Raw genomic sequence first — 16,651 nt, 5'->3', positions numbered from 1 at the left:
CGTTAGTCGGTAAGTCGCCGCTTTGGCTAAATGATGGCGGCGTGACAGCTTCTGCTTTCACAGATCCGCGACTAGAGTGATGGCTCAGTAACTGTACGGTTTTCCCAAGAACCGGCCGATAGTCCGACAAGAGATGTCCCGACAAGAGAAGCAGCATGGAATGCGCGCAACCCCAGCCAGGTGAAGGCAGCTCTGTCCTTTTGATCGTTGATGATTACCCTGAAAACCTGATCAGCATGCGCGCGTTGCTGCAGCGTCAGGATTGGCACGTCATGACCGCCGCCTCCGGCTTCGAGGCACTCAATCTGCTGCTCGAACACGACGTCGACCTGGTGCTGCTGGATGTGCAGATGCCGGGCATGGACGGCTTTGAAGTCGCGCGATTGATGCGCGGCAGCCAGCGCACACGCCTCACGCCGATCATTTTCCTTACCGCCAACGAACAGTCCCAGGACGCCGTGATCAAGGGCTACGCCAGTGGCGCGGTGGATTACCTGTTCAAACCGTTCGATCCGCAGATCCTCAAACCGAAAGTCCAGGCGTTGCTCGAACACCAGCGCAACCGCCGCGCCTTGCAGCGCCTGAGTCATGATCTGGAGGTCGCGCGGGCCTTCAATGCCTCGGTGCTGGATAACGCGGCGGAAGGAATATTGGTGCTCGGCGAGGACGGTTTGATCCGCTTCGCCAACCCGGCGATTTCGCGGCTGCTGAATGCGCCGGTGAAGGAGCTGGAGGGCAAGGAATTTCTCGATTATCTGCAGAAACCGCACATCCCGTTGTGGGCTGATTCCGAGCTGTTGGCCGGCTATAAACGCGGTGAGACCTTGCGTCTGCACGATGCGTTGTTACGCACGGCGCCGGGGCAACAGGTGCCGGTGGCGTTGTCCTGCGCGCCGTTGCCGGCCGAGCAGCGGGCGATGGTGGTGACGGTGCTGGACATGTCAGTGGTGCGTCACCTGCATCAGCAGCTGGAATTTCAAGCGGTCACCGATCCGTTGACCGGTCTGCTCAATCGCCGGGGCTTTTATCAGACGGTGGAAAACCTGCTGCTGCGCGGTGAACGCAGCGACAGCAGTTGGGTGTTGCTGTATCTGGATCTCGATGGCTTTAAACGGGTCAACGATTCCCTTGGCCACGATGCCGGCGACCGGGTGCTGCGCTGGGTCTCCGAGCAGTTGAAGGCCTGCCTGCGGCCGTTTGACATTTTGGCGCGCATGGGCGGTGACGAGTTCACGGCGTTGCTCGATCTGGAGTTCCCCGAGCAGGCGGCGAAGATTGCCGAGAAGCTCATCGAGCGGGTGTCGATCTGTCAGCAGATCGAGGGATTGGATATTGCCCTCGGCGCGAGTATCGGCATCGCCACTTACCCGGACTGCGGCTCGAACCTCGACGGCCTGCTGCGCGCCTCCGACATTGCCATGTACGAAGCCAAGCGCGCCGGGCGTCAGCAGTATCGTTTTTACGATCACGAAATGAACGGCCGCGCCCGCTCTCGGCTGATGCTTGAAGAGAGCGTGCGCAACGCCATCGAGAACCGTGATTTCAATCTGGTGTATCAGCCGCAAGTGGCGATCGACAGCGGGCAGATCCGCGGTTTCGAGGCGCTGCTGCGCTGGCAGCATCCGAGCGTCGGCGATGTGCCGCCGGGGTTGTTCCTGCCATTACTGGAAGAGGCGCGGCTGATCAGCCGGCTGGGCAGCTGGATCTATCATCGCGGCGCCGGCCAGCGCAAAGCTTGGGAAACCCTGTTCGCCGAGGATCTGGTACTTGGCGTGAGTTTGAGCAATACCCAGTTCGGGCTGCCGAACCTGGTCACCGAGTTGCGCCAGGTGCTGGAGCGGCATTCGTTGCAGCCACGGCAACTGGAGGTGGAAATCACCGAAGACGCGCTGATGCACAACCCCGACGAGACCCGCAAACAGCTGCGCCTGCTACGCAATCTCGGGGTGCGGGTGGCGCTGGATGATTTCGGTTCAGGGCCGTGCTCGCTGGCGCATCTGCGTGATTTGGAGCTGGACACGCTCAAGCTTGATCGACACCTGATTGCGCGGCTGCCGGATTCGACGCGCGACGCGGCGCTGGTCAGCAACGTGATCAATCTGTGTAAACAGTACGGCTTGCTGGTGATCGCCGAAGGTGTGGAAACCATCGAACAGTATCAATGGCTGCAAGCGCATGGCTGCGAATATGTGCAGGGTTTCCTGGTGGCGCGTCCGCTGACCTCCGAAGACGCCGCCAGCTTCGCCGAGCCCTTCGACTGGAGCGCGCTGCCGGTTTGAATTCGTTACACTGGCGCTCTTTTCGAACCGTATTGCCGTGCCCATGACTGCGTTGAAATACCTCCAGGCCTATCCCGCGCAATTGCAGGATCAGGTGCGCCAACTGATCGCCGAACAGCGTCTGGGTGAGTACCTGAGTCAACGCTATCCGGGGCGTCACGATGTGCAGAGCGACAAGGCGCTGTACAGCTACGCGCTGGACCTGAAGCAGGAATACCTGCGCAACGCACCGGCCATCGACAAGGTGCTGTTCGACAACCGCCTCGACCTGACGCACCGTGCGCTGGGCCTGCACACCACGGTCTCAAGGGTGCAGGGCGGCAAGCTCAAGGCCAAGAAAGAGATTCGCATCGCCTCGTTGTTCAAGGAGGCGGCCCCCGAGTTCCTGAAGATGATCGTCGTGCACGAACTGGCGCACTTCAAGGAATCGGACCACAACAAGGCCTTCTATAAATTGTGCGAACACATGCTGCCGGGGTATCACCAGGTCGAGTTCGATCTGCGGGTGTACCTGACGTGGCGGGATCTGCAATAGCCGCAACAAGGAGCGGGTAGATGGACGTCAGCAAGACCAAAAGCAGCTTTTACCGGCGCCTGTACGTGGCCTACCTGATCGACAGCGGCCTGGCCCCAAGCGTCCCGGCGCTGACCGAAGTGACCGGCATGCCCCGGCGCACGGCGCAGGACACGATCGCCGCGCTGGCGGATCTGGATATCATCTGTGAATTCGAGCAGGAAGAGGGCGCGCGCAATCATGCCGGGCGCTATCGGATTCGCGAGTGGGGAGCGATAGATCGCGGGTGGATCGAGCGTAATCTGCGGCAGATCAAGACTGTGCTGGAGTATCCCTGAGTTTTGCAGTGCCTGAGCTGACGCCTTCGCGAGCAAGCCCGCTCCCACAGTCGATCGAGTTCCTTCAGATGGAATGCAATCAAATGTGGGAGCGGGCTTGCTCGCGAAGGGGCTCTTATGGGCGACGCATGCCTATGTGCGGAATGTCATCCTCCAGATACTCCTCACCCGCCACCACAAACCCGTACCTGCCGTAATACCCCTGCAAATGCGCCTGCGCCGACAGATAGATCGGCACCTGCGGCCAATGCTTCCCGGCCTGTTTCAGCGCGTGTTCCATCATCACATGCCCCAGCCCTTTGCCGCGGCCCTGCGGCGCGATGATCACGCGGCCAATCACCACGTCACCGCTCTGGGACTCGGGATCAAGCAGGCGCAGATAGGCCATCAACTGATCGTCTTCCCAGCCCATCAAATGGTGGGTATCGCCGTCCAGATCCTGGCCGTCGAGGTCCGGGTAGGCGCATTTCTGTTCGACCACGAACACTTCCGAGCGTAGCTTCAGCAGTGCGTACAACTCTTCTTTGCCCAGATCACTGTGATGCTTGCAGACCCACTCGATTGTCATCTTCCGACTCCTTGAACTCCGTCGCCCGATACTAAGCGCACAGGCCCTGGATGTCTGTATGGCGGAACAGTCTGTGACAAAGGTCAAAATGCCATCATTCCTTTCTCGCGATAGCGGCTGCTTTGTGTAATCTGCTGGAAAGCGCTGTGCACTGGCTTCAATGAGCTACTGTTAGGGCCTGGGTTTCGCCGGTAAGGGGCCTTGGGGTTTTGACTGAAAACACGCTGGGCAGCCCGCCCGCTAAGGATTTTCAAGCATGCCGCGACTGCATCGAGCCTTTGCTTTGATCGGATTGCTCTTGCTGGCCCAAACCGCCTCAGCGGAGAAGTTGCGACTGGTGTTTGATATCTGGCCGCCCTTTACCGATGACACGCTGGTCAACGGTGGCCTGGCCACCGACATCGTCAGCACCGCGCTGGCGCGGGCCGGTTATGCCAGCGACTATGAACAGGTACCTTGGGCGCGGGCACTGCTGGGGGTGGGCGAAGGACGATACGACGTGCTGGTCAACGCCTGGTACAACGACGAACGGACCAAAATCGGCCAGTTCTCTGGCGAATACCTGCTCAACCGCATCCGCTTTCTCAAGCGCAAGGACACGCCGCTGGAGTACGGCAGCCTGGAACAACTGCACACCTACCCGGTGGCGGTGGTGCGCGGTTATGCCTACTCGCAGGCCTTCGATGCCGATACCGCACTGGAGAAAGTCCCTGTGCATAACTTCGCCATGGCCGTGCGCATGCTGGCGGCGGACCGGGTCAAGCTGACCCTGGAAGATGAATACGTCGCGCGCTATTACCTGGCCCGCGAATCAGCCAAAGTGCGCAACGCCGTGGAGTTTCTGCCCAAGCCGTTGAGCGAGAACAGCCTGCATATTCTGGTAAGCCTGAAGAATCCGCAGCATGAGCAGATTGTGGCCGGGTTTGATAAGGCGATTGCGGCGATGAAGGCGGATGGGAGTTATGACAAGTTGCTGCGCCAGCATGGGATGTGAGCATCTGATACCAGAGTTGCGTTGTTGCTGATGCCCTCATCGCTGGCAAGCCAGCTCCCACAGGTATTGCGGTGTACACAAACCATGTGGGAGCTGGCTTGCCAGCGATGGGGCCAGTCCGGTCACCTTAAGCCTCGCGGGTGTCCTTGATCAGGTGCGCTGCCAACGTCCGCAGCGGCCCCAATTGCCGGCAGATCAGCGCCAGTTGCGTCTGCACCAGTCGCTGTCCTTCATCGATCTCGTCGGGCATCTGCTCCAGCTCGTTGGCCAGTGCTTCCTCTTCGTCACTCTGAATCGCCACCGGCTGTTTGTTTGCCAGGCCCTGGGCGATTTCGTCAATGCTCGTCGCCAGTTTCACCCCGGCGCCTTCAATCAACTGCTCACGCACATCGGCTGGCAATTGGGTTTCCCTGTGTGCGCCAAGCCCTGACAGGTAACTCAATAAGGTGTGCGACAGCACCAGAAAACGGAAACCGACATCCGCTTCCTTCCGGAAATGCCCCGGCTCCATGAGCATGTTCGCCAGCGTTGTCGACAGCGCCGCATCAGCGTTGTGCGCGTTGCGGCGGGCCAGGCGATAGGCGAGGTCGTCGCTCTTGCCGGCGGCGTATTGCTGCATGATCTGGCGCAGGTAGATGCTGTTGCAGGTCAGGGTGTTGGCCAGCACCTTGTTCAGGCGTCGGCCCTGCCAGTCCGGCAGGAACAGGAACACCGTCAGGCCGGCGATCAGGCTGCCGAGCAGGGTATCGAACAGGCGCGGCAGGAACAGCCCGTAGCCATCACCGATCTGGTTGAAGCAGAACAGCACCATGATGGTGATGGCGGCGGTCGCCAGGGTGTAGCGCGTGGTGCGGTTGGTAAAGAACACCACCCCGGCGGCGATCGCGAAGCACGACTGCACCAGCGGGCTGGGGAACAGATCGAACAGCGCCCAGGCCACGGTCAGGCCGATGGCGGTGCCGAGAATCCGCTGCCCGAGTTTGCGCCGGGTCGCGCCGTAGTTCGGCTGGCAGACGAACAGCGTGGTGAGGATGATCCAGTAACCCTGCGACGGGTGAATCAGGTGCACCATGCCATAGCCGATACTCAGCGCCAGCGGCAGACGCAGGGCATGACGGAACAGCAAGGACGTCGGTGTCAGTTGCGTACGCAGGCGAACCCACACGTCCTTGAGGTTGCGCGGCGAGCGGTCGAGCAGGCTGCTGTCGGTGGCGTCCGCCAGTGCGTCGGGGTTGCTCGCATCGCTGAGCAAACGGTCGAGGGTGCCGAGGTTGGCGGCCAGGGCACGCAGCGATCGCAGGAGGCCGCGCCACGCCGGATTGCTCTGGATGCGCAGGTGTTCAAGGGAGGCATCGAGGTCAGTCAGTGCTTCGGCAAAACTGGCGTCGTAGACGAACGGCTGGCGCATCTGGATCGATTCGGCCAATGCGCGGCAGGCCTTGCCCTGCTGGCGCAACAAACGCTGGCAGCGGAACAGCACGTCGCTGTGGAAGAACGCATCGGCCAGCGCGTTGTACGGATAGTGCGAGGAGCTGGCGCGTTCGTGAATGTCCTGGGCGAGGAAATACAGCTTCAGATAACGGCTGACTTTCGACCCCGGGCGACCGTTGCCGACCCGGTGCAGAATGATTTCCTTGGCACTGTTCAGCGCGGCGACCACGCGACCGTTTTGCTGCGCCAGTTCCAGCCGCCGGCCTTCGACGTCCAGCTGGCGGATCGGCTCGAACAGCGAGGCTTTCAGCTTCAGATAGAAACCCAGTTCACGGAACAGCCGCGCCAGACTCTGCTGCACCGGCTGGTTGGAAAACATCGCCTGCCACAGCACCGACAGCAGGCCGTACCACGCGGCACCCGCCACCAGCAGCATCGGTTCGTGCCAGAAATCGGTGACCGCGCCGCCGCGCTGATCCACGCCGATCATGGTGTAGACCGACAGAATCAAGGTCGCCGAGGCAATCGCCCCGTAACGCTCGCCGAGCGCGCCGAGCATGGTCAGGCCGAAGCTGGCCAAGGCCAGGGCGATGGCGAACACGATGGGGTAGGGGAAGAGCAGTTCCACCGACAGCGCGGCGATACTGAAACATACCAGCGTCACGGCGAGGGCGTTGAGGCGCCCCTGCCAACTGTCGTCGGTCTCGGCCAGGGCGCTGGCGATGATCCCGAGGAACAATGGGATCAGCAGGCCCATTTCATCCTGATACCAACACAGCGCCATGCTGCCGGTCAGGGCGATGAACACCCGCACGCTGTAGCTGAATTTATCCAGCGCCCACAGGCGCCGCAAAGACTGACGAAACGAGGTCGAGGACATGAAGTGCGAAGGCCTTCCGAGGCGATGCCGCTAAATTGAGCCAGTAATGACGCCGACGCAATGGCGCCGATCACATCTGACAGCAAAAAGTGTTCCTTTTACTTACACCACAAACCACTGTGGGAGCGAGCCTGCTCGCGAAAGCGGAGCGTCATTCAACATTGATGTCGACTGATACACCGCATTCGCGAGCAGGCTCGCTCCCACAGGTTTTGCGTTTGATTTTGGATCAGACGTACTGCGCGGCCGCGTAACCCGAGGCCCAGGCCCACTGGAAGTTGAAACCGCCCAGATGCCCGGTGACGTCGAGCACTTCGCCGACAAAATACAGGCCAGGGCTTTTCAGCGACTCCATGGTCTTGGACGACACTTCGCGGGTATCGACGCCACCCAGCGTGACCTCGGCGGTGCGATAGCCTTCGGTGCCGGCCGGGACGACTTTCCAGCTGCCGAGCTTGTCGGCGATCTGCGCCAGTTCGGCGTGGGTGTACTGCTTCATCGGTTTGGACACGAACCAGTTGTCCGCCAGCAGATTGGCCATCTTCTTGGTGAAGATCTCACCAAGCAAAGTTTTCAGCTCGCTGTTCGGGCGTTCGGCTACTTGCTGCTGCAGCCATGCCGCGGTGTCGTGATCCGGCAACAGGTTGATCTCCACGGTGTCGCCCGGCTCCCAGAACGACGAGATCTGCAGAATCGCCGGGCCACTGAGACCACGGTGAGTGAACAGAATGTTCTCGCGAAAGCTCTGGTCGTTGCAGCTGACCAGGCAATCCACCGAAGTACCGGACAGCTCGGTGCACAATTCCTTGAGCTGATCGGTGATGGTGAACGGCACGAGTCCGGCGCGAGTCGGCAGCAGTTCATGGCCGAACTGTTTGGCGACCTGATAACCGAAACCGGTAGCGCCCAGCGTCGGGATCGACAGCCCGCCGGTGGCGATCACCAGCGACTGGCACTGAACCTGGCCGAGGGTGGTGTCGAGCAGGTAACCGCTTTCGACCTTCTCGATGGTCTGGATCGAGGTGTCCAGGTGCAGCTCGACGCCGACCTGATCGCACTCGTCGAGCAGCATGCCGAGGATGTCGCTGGATTTGTTATCGCAGAACAGCTGACCGAGTTTCTTCTCGTGATACGGCACGCCGTGCTTGGCGACCATGCCGATGAAATCCCACTGGGTGTAGCGCGCCAGTGCCGATTTGCAGAAATGCGGGTTATGCGAGAGGAAATTGCCCGGCTCGGTGTACATGTTGGTGAAATTGCAGCGGCCACCACCGGACATCAGGATTTTCTTGCCGGCCTTGTTCGCGTGGTCGAGCAGCAGCACCTGACGCCCACGCCCGGCGGCGGTCAGTGCACACATCAACCCTGCGGCGCCAGCGCCAATGATCACGACTTCGGTAGAGCGCAAAACGGTGTCCTCACACAAAATTCAAATTCACCGGAAACCAATGTGGGAGCGAGCCTGCTCGCGATTGCAGTGTGTCAGTCACAAAGATATCAACTGACAGATTGCATTCGCGAGCAGGCTCGCTCCCACAGAGATGTGCGTTGTTCTTAAAGGACCCGCACGCGCAGCGAACGGCCCTTGATCTTGCCGTTGTTCAAGCGCTGCAGTGCCTGCATGACCACGGTGCGTTCAACCGCCACATACGACTGGAAATCGAAGATCGCGATCTTGCCCACCTGGGCGCCGGGGATGCCGGCGTCGCCAGTCAGTGCGCCGAGGATGTCGCCCGGACGCACTTTGTCTTTACGCCCGCCGGCGATGCACAGCGTGCTCATCGGTGGCTGCAGCGGGGCGCCGCCCTGGGACTTGAGGTTATCGACCTGATCCCAGTTCAGCGGAGCTTTCTGCAGCTGTTCGATGGCTTGCGCGCGATGCGCTTCGGACGGCGCAACGAGGCTGACCGCAATGCCTTTCTCGCCGGCACGACCGGTACGGCCAACGCGGTGAATGTGGATTTCCGAATCGCGGGCCAGCTCGACGTTGATCACCATGTCCAGCGCATCGATGTCCAGACCACGGGCGGCGACGTCGGTGGCGACCAGAACCGAAGTACTGCGGTTGGCGAACATCGCCAACACCTGATCGCGATCACGCTGTTCCAGATCGCCGTGCAGGCCGACGGCGGAAATGCCTTTGGAGGTCAGGTGGTCAACGGTTTCCTGCACTTGCTGTTTGGTAAAGCAGAACGCCACGCAGGAAGCCGGGCGGAAGTGGTGCAGGACTTTGGTCACTGCGCTCATGCGCTCTTCCGGAGAAATTTCGTAAAAGCGCTGCTCGATCTGCGTGTCGTCATGGAACGCTTCGGCTTTCACCGTTTGCGGATCGCGCATGAATTTCGACGCCAGTTGCTTGATGCCCACCGGGTACGTGGCGGAGAACAGCAGGGTCTGGCGGCGTGCCGGAGTCTTTTCGATGATGTCTTCGATCGCGTCGTAAAAGCCCATGTCGAGCATGCGGTCGGCTTCGTCGAGGATCAGCGTGTTCAGGCCGTCGAGCACCAGCGAACCCTTGCGCAGGTGTTGCTGGATACGCCCCGGGGTGCCGACGATGATGTGCGCGCCGTGCTCCAGCGAAGCGATCTGCGGGCCGAACGACACGCCGCCGCACAGGGTCAGGACCTTGATGTTGTCTTCGGCACGGGCCAGACGCCGGACTTCCTTGGCGACCTGGTCGGCCAGCTCACGGGTCGGGCAGATCACCAGCGCCTGGCAACCGAAGTAACGCGGGTTGATCGGGTTGAGCAGGCCGATGCCGAACGCGGCGGTCTTGCCGCTGCCGGTCTTGGCCTGGGCGATCAGGTCCATCCCCTTGAGGATCACCGGCAAGCTCTGCGCCTGGATCGGCGTCATCTGGGCATAACCGAGGGATTCGAGGTTAGCCAGCATGGCGGCGGACAGCGGCAGAGTATTAAAAGCGGTGGCGATGGTGGTCACGGGACTGGCCTGCAAAACAAAATGTCGCGCAGTGTAGCAGCCCCGTGCCACTTTCCTCGAAAGTTCTGGACGAACAGTGCCTGAATTCATTCGCCCAAGCTTTTCTTGAATGAAGATAAACCTGTGGCGAGGGGATTTATCCCCGATGGGGTGCGCAGCACCCCCTGAAAAGGTTGAATGCGATCAGCCTGATGTACTGAGGTGGCAGATTTTGGGGCTGCTGCGCAGCCATCGGGGATAAATCCCCTCACTACAAAAGCCTCCACCAGACATGACACTGCCTAGTGTTCGATGTGTTCATCCGGATGTTCATCCGGGCGTTTGACCCGGCGACCGTCCTCTTTCGACAGTTGCGAGAAGATCGTCGCCGCCAGCATCGCCATGATCCCGACCGTGACAAACGTCAGCTGGAACGCGCCCAGCACGGTCTCGACGCCATCGTTGCCGATCTCCGCCGTAAACCCGCCGAGCAACGCACCGGCACAGGCCACGCCCAGACTCAGCGACAATTGCGCCACCACCGACAGCAAGCTGTTGCCGCTGCTGGCGCTGGCGTCGTCGAGGTCGATCAGGGTTACGGTGTTCATCGCGGTGAATTGCAGCGAGTTGATCGCGCCGAGAACCGCCAGCAGGCACAGCAGCAGCCAGTATGGCGTCTGCTCGCTGACCAGGCCCATGCTCGCCAGCATGATCCCCAGTGCCAGGGTGTTGCCGGTGAGCACGATGCGATAGCCAAGGCGTTCGATCAGCGGCCGCGCCATCCACTTGGCAAACATCGCCGCAGCCGCTAGCGGCAGCATGCTCATCCCGGCTTGCGATGGCGAATAACCCAGCGCCACCTGCAGCAGCAACGGCACCAGAAACGGCAGGGCGCCGCTGCCCAGGCGGGCGAACAGGTTGCCGATAATTCCGACCGCGAAAGTCCTGGTCTTGAACAGCGAAGGGGCGAACAGCGGATTCTCGATACGTCCGGCGCGCAGCCAGTACGCCGCCAGACAGGCCAGACCGCCGAACAGCAGCAACATCACCCGCAGGTGCGGCAAGTGCAATTCGCCCAGACCTTCCATGGCGATGGTGATCAGGATCATCGCCGCGCCAAACAACAGGAAACCGAGGCTATCGAAGCGCGTGCGCTCGCTGCCGCGCAGGTCGGGGATGAATTTCCACACCGCGTAGCAGCCGAGAACACCGACCGGCAGGTTGATCAGAAAGATCCAGTGCCACGTCAGGTATTGCACCATCCAGCCGCCCATGGTCGGGCCGATCAGCGGGCCGAGCAGGCCGGGAATGGTGATGAAGCCCATGATCCGCACCAGCTCCGAACGCGGATAGGCGCGCAGCACCACCAGCCGTCCGACCGGCAACATCAATGCGCCGCCCAGACCCTGGATCACCCGCGCGCCGACCAGCATGCTCAGGCTGCTCGATAACGCGCAGAGCAGCGAGCCGAAACTGAACAGCAGGATCGCGCCGAAGAAAATCTTCTTGGTGCCGAAGCGGTCGGCGATCCAGCCCGAGGCCGGAATCAGCAAGGCCACGGTGAGCATGTAGGCGATGACCACACCTTGCATGCGCAACGGGTCTTCGGCCAGATCCCGTGCCATGGCCGGCAGGGCGGTGTTGAGGATGGTCCCGTCGAGGGACTGCATGAAGAACGCAATGGCGACGACCCACGGCAACCAGCGGGCGGTGATGGCGTCGAGAGGCGGGCGTGTGGGCATGGAACCTCTTGTGGTTGGGCGTTGATGCGCAGGCTTTTGGTGGGAGCGGGCTTGCTCGCGAATGCGGTGAATCAGTCGATGTTGTTAGTGACTGACACGACGCTTTCGCGAGCAAGCCCGCTCCCACAGTAGATCTCCAGTGTTTTGGAGATCCTGGTATTACAGGGTCAAGGTCAGTCGGCTCACCAGCGCCCCCGGCAGCAGTGCCGACGAGGTATTGCGCTGGCTATACGTGCTCGCCGACAGCAGCAACTCACGCTCGGCGGTCAATGCTTCCAGCTGCGAACCCAGCAGACTGTAAGCGCTGTCGTCGAAACGCATGGTGCTGACCGGCGCCTGAATCTCGCCGTTCTCGACCCAGAAAGTCGCGAAGCGAGTCATGCCGGTCAGGCGCGCCGCTGGTTGATCCGAGTAGTTCAGGTACCACAGATTGCTGATGTACAGCCCGGTGCCCAACTGCTTGAGGATCTCTGCCTGTGACAGATCACCGGCGGCCATGTTCAGTGCACTTGGCATTTCACCGCCGCCGGCGCCGTTGGCGGTCAGGCCGTATTCGGCGGCACTGCGCGAACCGACCAGTTGATCACCGGCCTTGCCTTCGACGATCAGCCGCAGATCGCTGCGCGGATAACCCTCGCCGGAAAATGCCGGGCTCAACGAACCGCTGACTTGCTCATCCAGCGAGACCAGCGGACTGAACGCCTGATCGCCGACATACAGCTTCTGCAGCGGGCTGCTTTTGCTGGCAATCGACTGCGCCGAGAAACCGCCCCAGCTGAGCATGCCCATGATTTCTTCCAGCGCGGCCGGCGCCAGGTACGCGCGGTATTGCCCCGGTGCGAGGGTGCGTAACGGTCGACCGAGGAACGCCAGTTGCTCGCGGGCCTGCTGGAAGCGGCGGGTGAAGCCTTCGCTGCTCCACTCGTGCCCGGCGTAGCTGGCTTTCACCGCTTCGCCATTGTCGTGGAACAGGCTGAAGTCGAAGTTGAAGCTGTTGGCCTGATGCCAGCCGAACGCCCCCGAGGAACTGGCGAAACCGCGGCTGATTGGGCCGGCAGCATAGAAGCCGACCAGATCCAGACCTTCAGCAGCGCTGCAGATTTCCTCGACCACCTGCTCGGTGTCCGGTAGCGGATGTTCCTGCACGTTGTTGCTCTGCCAGCCGTTGTGGTTGAGCAGCAGGTAGGGATCCTGTGGCAGCAGCGGCAGGGTTTCGCGCAGTTGTTGCAGGCCTTCGGAGAGGCGTTGCAGATCGGCTTCCTGATCACCGGACAGGGTGATGTGCAGGTCGGCATGGCGGCCGTCATTGATCAGCTTCAGCCCGACGTCGGCTTGCTGCACCTGGCCGGCCTGACGCACCTTGGCGTGATTGAACCGTACGAACGCCGAGGATTCGGCGGCGTAACTGAGGGTGAATTGTTCCGGCTCGCGCACGCTGTCGCGCAGCCAATTGACCATGACCTTGAAGGCGTCGGACTGACTCTTCGAAATGCTCATCAGGCGTCTCCCCCAAATACATCAACGTTGCTGAATACGCAGGCCGGTGAAGCGTGGCCGACGCGGATCACCTGGTTCGGCTCGCCCTTGCCGCAGTTTGGCGTGCCCAGCACCATTCGGGTGCCGGCATTGCCGACCGCGCGCAGACTCTTCCAGAAGTGCGCGGAAATGCCCCGGTAGTTCGGATTTTTCACCACACCCTTGAGTTCACCGTTCTCGATCAACTGACCCCACTCGCAACCGAACTGGAATTTGTTTCGCGCATCGTCAATCGACCATGAACGGTTGGTGCTCATCAGAATGCCGTGCTCGATACCGCTGATCAGTTGCGTCAGCGACTGATCGCCCGGCTCGATGTTGAGGTTGGCCATGCGGTCGATCGGCGGCCGGTTCCAGCCGCAGGCGCGGCTGTTGGCAACCCCGTCGAGACCGGCACGGAACTGCGAAAGCGCGCCACCCAGTGGCCGCAACAGCAAGCCTTCGCGAATCAGGAATTGTTTGCTGGCTTTGCTGCCGTCGTCATCGTGGCCGTAGCTGGCCAGCTCTTCGGGAATGTCCGGATCGAAGGTCACGTTGAGCAGCTTCGAGCCGTATTGCAGGCTGCCGAAGTCGCTGGTTTTGACGAAGCTGGTGCCGGCGTAATTGCGCTCGTCACCGAGGATGCGGTCGAGCTCCAGCGGGTGACCGATCGACTCGTGGATCTGCAGCATCATCTGGTCAGGCATCAGCAACAGATCGCGCGGGCCTTGCGGGGTGTTCGGCGCGAGCAGCAGTTGCAGGGCCTGATCGGCCACCTTCGGGCCGGCGCCGACCAGGCCGCAACGGCTGATCACGTCCGCGCCGCCCTGCTGGCCGAAGTTCTCGCGGCCGAGGCTGCGGGTCTGGCTGTCGTTGCCGTCATAGGCGGTGACGTCGAGGCCCGGATAGACGAAGCGTTGGGCCTGGCGCAATTCGGCGCCGGCGCTGCTCAGGTAGATCTGCTCGACGTGGGTGATGCCGATGCTCGCTTCCCAGTGCACCAGGCGCTCATCCTTTGGCACCGAGGCGGACTCCGCGCCGAGCAGCTCGAAGCATTCGCTCAGGGACGGGAAGGGTTGCTCAAGATTGGGCGAAAAGTAATCAGCGCGATCGCTCGACACCGGCTGGTTGCGCAGGTCGAGCAAGGCGTGCGGCTTCAGTCGCCGGGCCTGCTGTTCGGCGCGCTCAAGGGCGGCTTGCAGGCCTTGCTGCGACAGGTCGTTGGTCGCCGCGTAAGCCTCGACGCCGTTGACGCGCACAGTGAGCATCGCGCCTTCGTCGCGGCTCAGGCTTGGCGGCTCGGCGACGTTCTTGCGCACCGACAGGTACTGGCCGGACTCGCGTACATACCGCAGGGAAAAAAACTCGGCGCCCGTGCGCAAGGCAGCGAAGCGCTGCTTGAGCTGGGGGTGAAAATCGAACATTCGGGAACCTCCTTGTTATGGAGTTGCGGGGTGACGCGATTCGGCGGGGAGGGGTGAAACGATTGCGCGAGGTCTAGAGTAGGCCTGCGTGGGGGTAGGATCAAGTGAAGAGGGGGTGTGGGAGGATTTACTGTGCAGCAGGGGAATTTGTGCTGGAGGTGAGGGCCCCTTCGCGAGCAGGCTCGCTCCCACATTTGAAATGCATTCCAATGTGGGAGCGAGCTTGTCTCCGGGCGGCGTTCCGACGAAGGTAGCGCCTCGGTATTACGCCTTACTGAGCAACAGGCGTGATATCACGCATCGGCTTGCCCTTCACCGGCGCACCGCCAGCCACGTAGTAGGCAGCATTGCTACGCGGCAGTGGCTTGCGGCCACGGATCTTGTCGGCGATTTTCTCGGCGATCATGATCGTCGGCGCGTTGAGGTTACCGGTGGTGATGATCGGCATGATCGAGGCATCGACCACACGCAGGCTCTGCATGCCGTGCACGCGACCTTCGCCATCCACAACCGCCATCTCATCGGTGCCCATCTTGCACGAGCAGGACGGGTGGAACGCGGTTTCGGCGTGCTCGCGAATGAACTTGTCCAGCTGCTCATCGGTTTGCACGTCGATGCCCGGGCTGATTTCGCGGCCACGGAAGGCGTCCAGCGCAGGCTGTTGCATGATTTCGCGGGTCAGGCGGATGCCGTCACGGAATTCCTGCCAGTCCTGCTCGGTGGCCATGTAGTTGAACAGGATGCTCGGGTGCTGACGCGGATCCTTGGACTTCAACTGGATGCGACCACGGCTCGGCGAACGCATGGAACCCATGTGTGCCTGGAAGCCGTGCTCTTTCACACCGTTGCTGCCGTTGTAGTTAATCGCTACCGGCAGGAAGTGGTACTGGATGTTCGGCCACTCGAATTCCGGACGCGAACGGATGAAACCGCCGGCTTCGAACTGGTTGCTGGCGCCGATGCCGGTGCCGTTGAACAGCCACTCGGCACCGATGGCCGGCTGGTTGTACCAGAGCAGCGACGGGTACAGCGAAACCGGTTGGGTGCAGGCGTATTGCAGGTACAGCTCAAGGTGATCCTGCAGGTTTTCACCGACGCCCGGCAGGTCGTGGACGACCGGGATGTCGAGGCTTTCCAGCAGTTTTGCCGGGCCGACACCGGAGCGCTGCAGAATCTGCGGCGAAGCGATGGCGCCGGAGCACAGCAGGACTTCTTTGCGCGCTTTGGCTTCAACACGCTCTTCTGCCGAACCGACCAGGTAACGCACGCCGACCGCACGTTTGCCTTCGAACAAAATCTTGTCGGTCAGGGCGTGGGTGACGATGGTCAGGGTCGAGCGCTTTTTCGCGACGTCGAGGTAGCCACGGGCGGTGGAAGCACGACGGCCGTTCGGCGTCACGGTGCGGTCCATCGGGCCGAAGCCTTCCTGCTGATAGCCGTTCAAGTCTTCGGTGCGCGGGTAACCGGCCTGCACGCCGGCTTCAACCATGGCGTGGAACAGCGGGTTGTTGCCCGCCTTCGGCGTGGTCACGCTGACCGGGCCGTCGCCACCGTGGTAGTCGTTCGGGCCGATGTCGCGGGTTTCCGCTTTACGGAAGTACGGCAGGCAGTCGAGGTACGACCAGTCTTCCAGACCCGGCAGTTTCGCCCAGCCGTCGTAGTCCATCGCGTTGCCACGGATGTAGCACATGCCGTTGATCAGCGAGGAGCCGCCGAGGCCTTTGCCGCGACCGCACTCCATCCGGCGGCCGTCCATGTGTGGCTCCGGATCGGTTTCGTACGCCCAGTTGTAGCGACGACCCTGCAGCGGGAATGCCAGTGCAGCCGGCATTTGCGTGCGGAAGTCGAAACGGTAGTCTGGGCCGCCTGCTTCGAGCAGCAGCACGGTGACGCCTTCGTCTTCAGTCAGACGGGTCGCCAGGGTGTTACCGGCCGAGCCGGCACCGATGATGATGTAATCGAATTCTTGGGACATTGAATGCACCCTCTTTAGATGTGGTCAGGTCGGGCCTCGGCGAGTGCTGCGCACTCGATTCGCGAGCAGGCT

The 16,651-nt window shown here is 61.5% G+C and carries 12 protein-coding genes; 4 read left to right on the top strand and 8 right to left on the bottom strand.

Annotation, left to right across the window (positions count from 1 at the left end):
* The first annotated feature begins 155 nt into the window (after positions 1 to 155).
* Genes ACOYXG_RS24830 through ACOYXG_RS24820 form a run of 3 tightly spaced genes read left to right on the top strand, consistent with a single transcriptional unit; the run spans position 156 to position 3,131 of the window.
* A complete protein-coding gene (locus ACOYXG_RS24830) occupies positions 156 to 2,279 on the top strand; it encodes a putative bifunctional diguanylate cyclase/phosphodiesterase (protein WP_097089028.1) in 2,124 nt (707 codons plus the stop codon).
* Between the two features lie 43 nt (positions 2,280 to 2,322).
* Complete coding sequence (locus ACOYXG_RS24825; RefSeq protein ID WP_103369180.1) at positions 2,323 to 2,814, top strand: M48 metallopeptidase family protein; 492 nt, start codon at positions 2,323 to 2,325, stop codon at positions 2,812 to 2,814.
* A gap of 20 nt (positions 2,815 to 2,834) precedes the next feature.
* On the top strand, positions 2,835 to 3,131 hold the full coding sequence (locus ACOYXG_RS24820) for a winged helix-turn-helix domain-containing protein (RefSeq protein WP_460354501.1): 297 nt from the start codon (positions 2,835 to 2,837) through the stop codon (positions 3,129 to 3,131).
* A 115-nt stretch (positions 3,132 to 3,246) separates the two neighbouring features.
* Here the strand turns inward: ACOYXG_RS24820 and ACOYXG_RS24815 are convergent, their stop codons facing one another.
* Complete coding sequence (locus tag ACOYXG_RS24815) at positions 3,247 to 3,699, bottom strand: GNAT family N-acetyltransferase (RefSeq protein ID WP_097089030.1); 453 nt, start codon at positions 3,697 to 3,699, stop codon at positions 3,247 to 3,249.
* Positions 3,700 to 3,955: 256 nt separating this feature from the next.
* On the opposite strand from ACOYXG_RS24815, the gene ACOYXG_RS24810 reads away from it, so the two are divergent.
* A complete protein-coding gene (locus tag ACOYXG_RS24810; RefSeq protein WP_027610632.1) occupies positions 3,956 to 4,693 on the top strand; it encodes a substrate-binding periplasmic protein in 738 nt (245 codons plus the stop codon).
* Between the two features lie 127 nt (positions 4,694 to 4,820).
* Here ACOYXG_RS24810 and yccS read toward each other — a convergent pair whose 3' ends face one another.
* The 7 genes from yccS to betA form a co-directional block, all read right to left on the bottom strand.
* Positions 4,821 to 7,004 carry a YccS family putative transporter gene (gene yccS, locus ACOYXG_RS24805; protein ID WP_097089032.1) on the bottom strand — a complete coding sequence of 728 codons (2,184 nt, stop codon included), beginning with the start codon at positions 7,002 to 7,004 and terminating at the stop codon, positions 4,821 to 4,823.
* Between the two features lie 229 nt (positions 7,005 to 7,233).
* The gene (locus tag ACOYXG_RS24800; RefSeq protein WP_460354497.1) at positions 7,234 to 8,412 is read right to left on the bottom strand and encodes a BaiN/RdsA family NAD(P)/FAD-dependent oxidoreductase; all 1,179 of its coding nucleotides are present in this window, start codon (positions 8,410 to 8,412) and stop codon (positions 7,234 to 7,236) included.
* A gap of 146 nt (positions 8,413 to 8,558) precedes the next feature.
* On the bottom strand, positions 8,559 to 9,944 hold the full coding sequence (gene dbpA, locus ACOYXG_RS24795; protein WP_007962660.1) for an ATP-dependent RNA helicase DbpA: 1,386 nt from the start codon (positions 9,942 to 9,944) through the stop codon (positions 8,559 to 8,561).
* Between the two features lie 281 nt (positions 9,945 to 10,225).
* Complete coding sequence (gene mdtD, locus ACOYXG_RS24790; protein WP_460358545.1) at positions 10,226 to 11,728, bottom strand: multidrug transporter subunit MdtD; 1,503 nt, start codon at positions 11,726 to 11,728, stop codon at positions 10,226 to 10,228.
* Positions 11,729 to 11,824: 96 nt separating this feature from the next.
* On the bottom strand, positions 11,825 to 13,162 hold the full coding sequence (locus tag ACOYXG_RS24785; protein WP_336838989.1) for a TldD/PmbA family protein: 1,338 nt from the start codon (positions 13,160 to 13,162) through the stop codon (positions 11,825 to 11,827).
* The gene (locus ACOYXG_RS24780) at positions 13,162 to 14,604 is read right to left on the bottom strand and encodes a TldD/PmbA family protein (RefSeq protein WP_460354494.1); all 1,443 of its coding nucleotides are present in this window, start codon (positions 14,602 to 14,604) and stop codon (positions 13,162 to 13,164) included. The genes ACOYXG_RS24785 and ACOYXG_RS24780 overlap by 1 nt, the downstream gene beginning before the upstream one ends.
* 271 nt (positions 14,605 to 14,875) lie before the next feature.
* Complete coding sequence (betA, locus tag ACOYXG_RS24775) at positions 14,876 to 16,579, bottom strand: choline dehydrogenase (RefSeq protein WP_047596517.1); 1,704 nt, start codon at positions 16,577 to 16,579, stop codon at positions 14,876 to 14,878.
* Positions 16,580 to 16,651: the final 72 nt, after the last annotated feature.

It is taken from the genome of Pseudomonas sp. G3-39, assembly GCF_054790485.1.
Note: the sequence above shows the minus strand (reverse complement) of the source record. Positions and strands in the feature narration are given on the sequence as shown.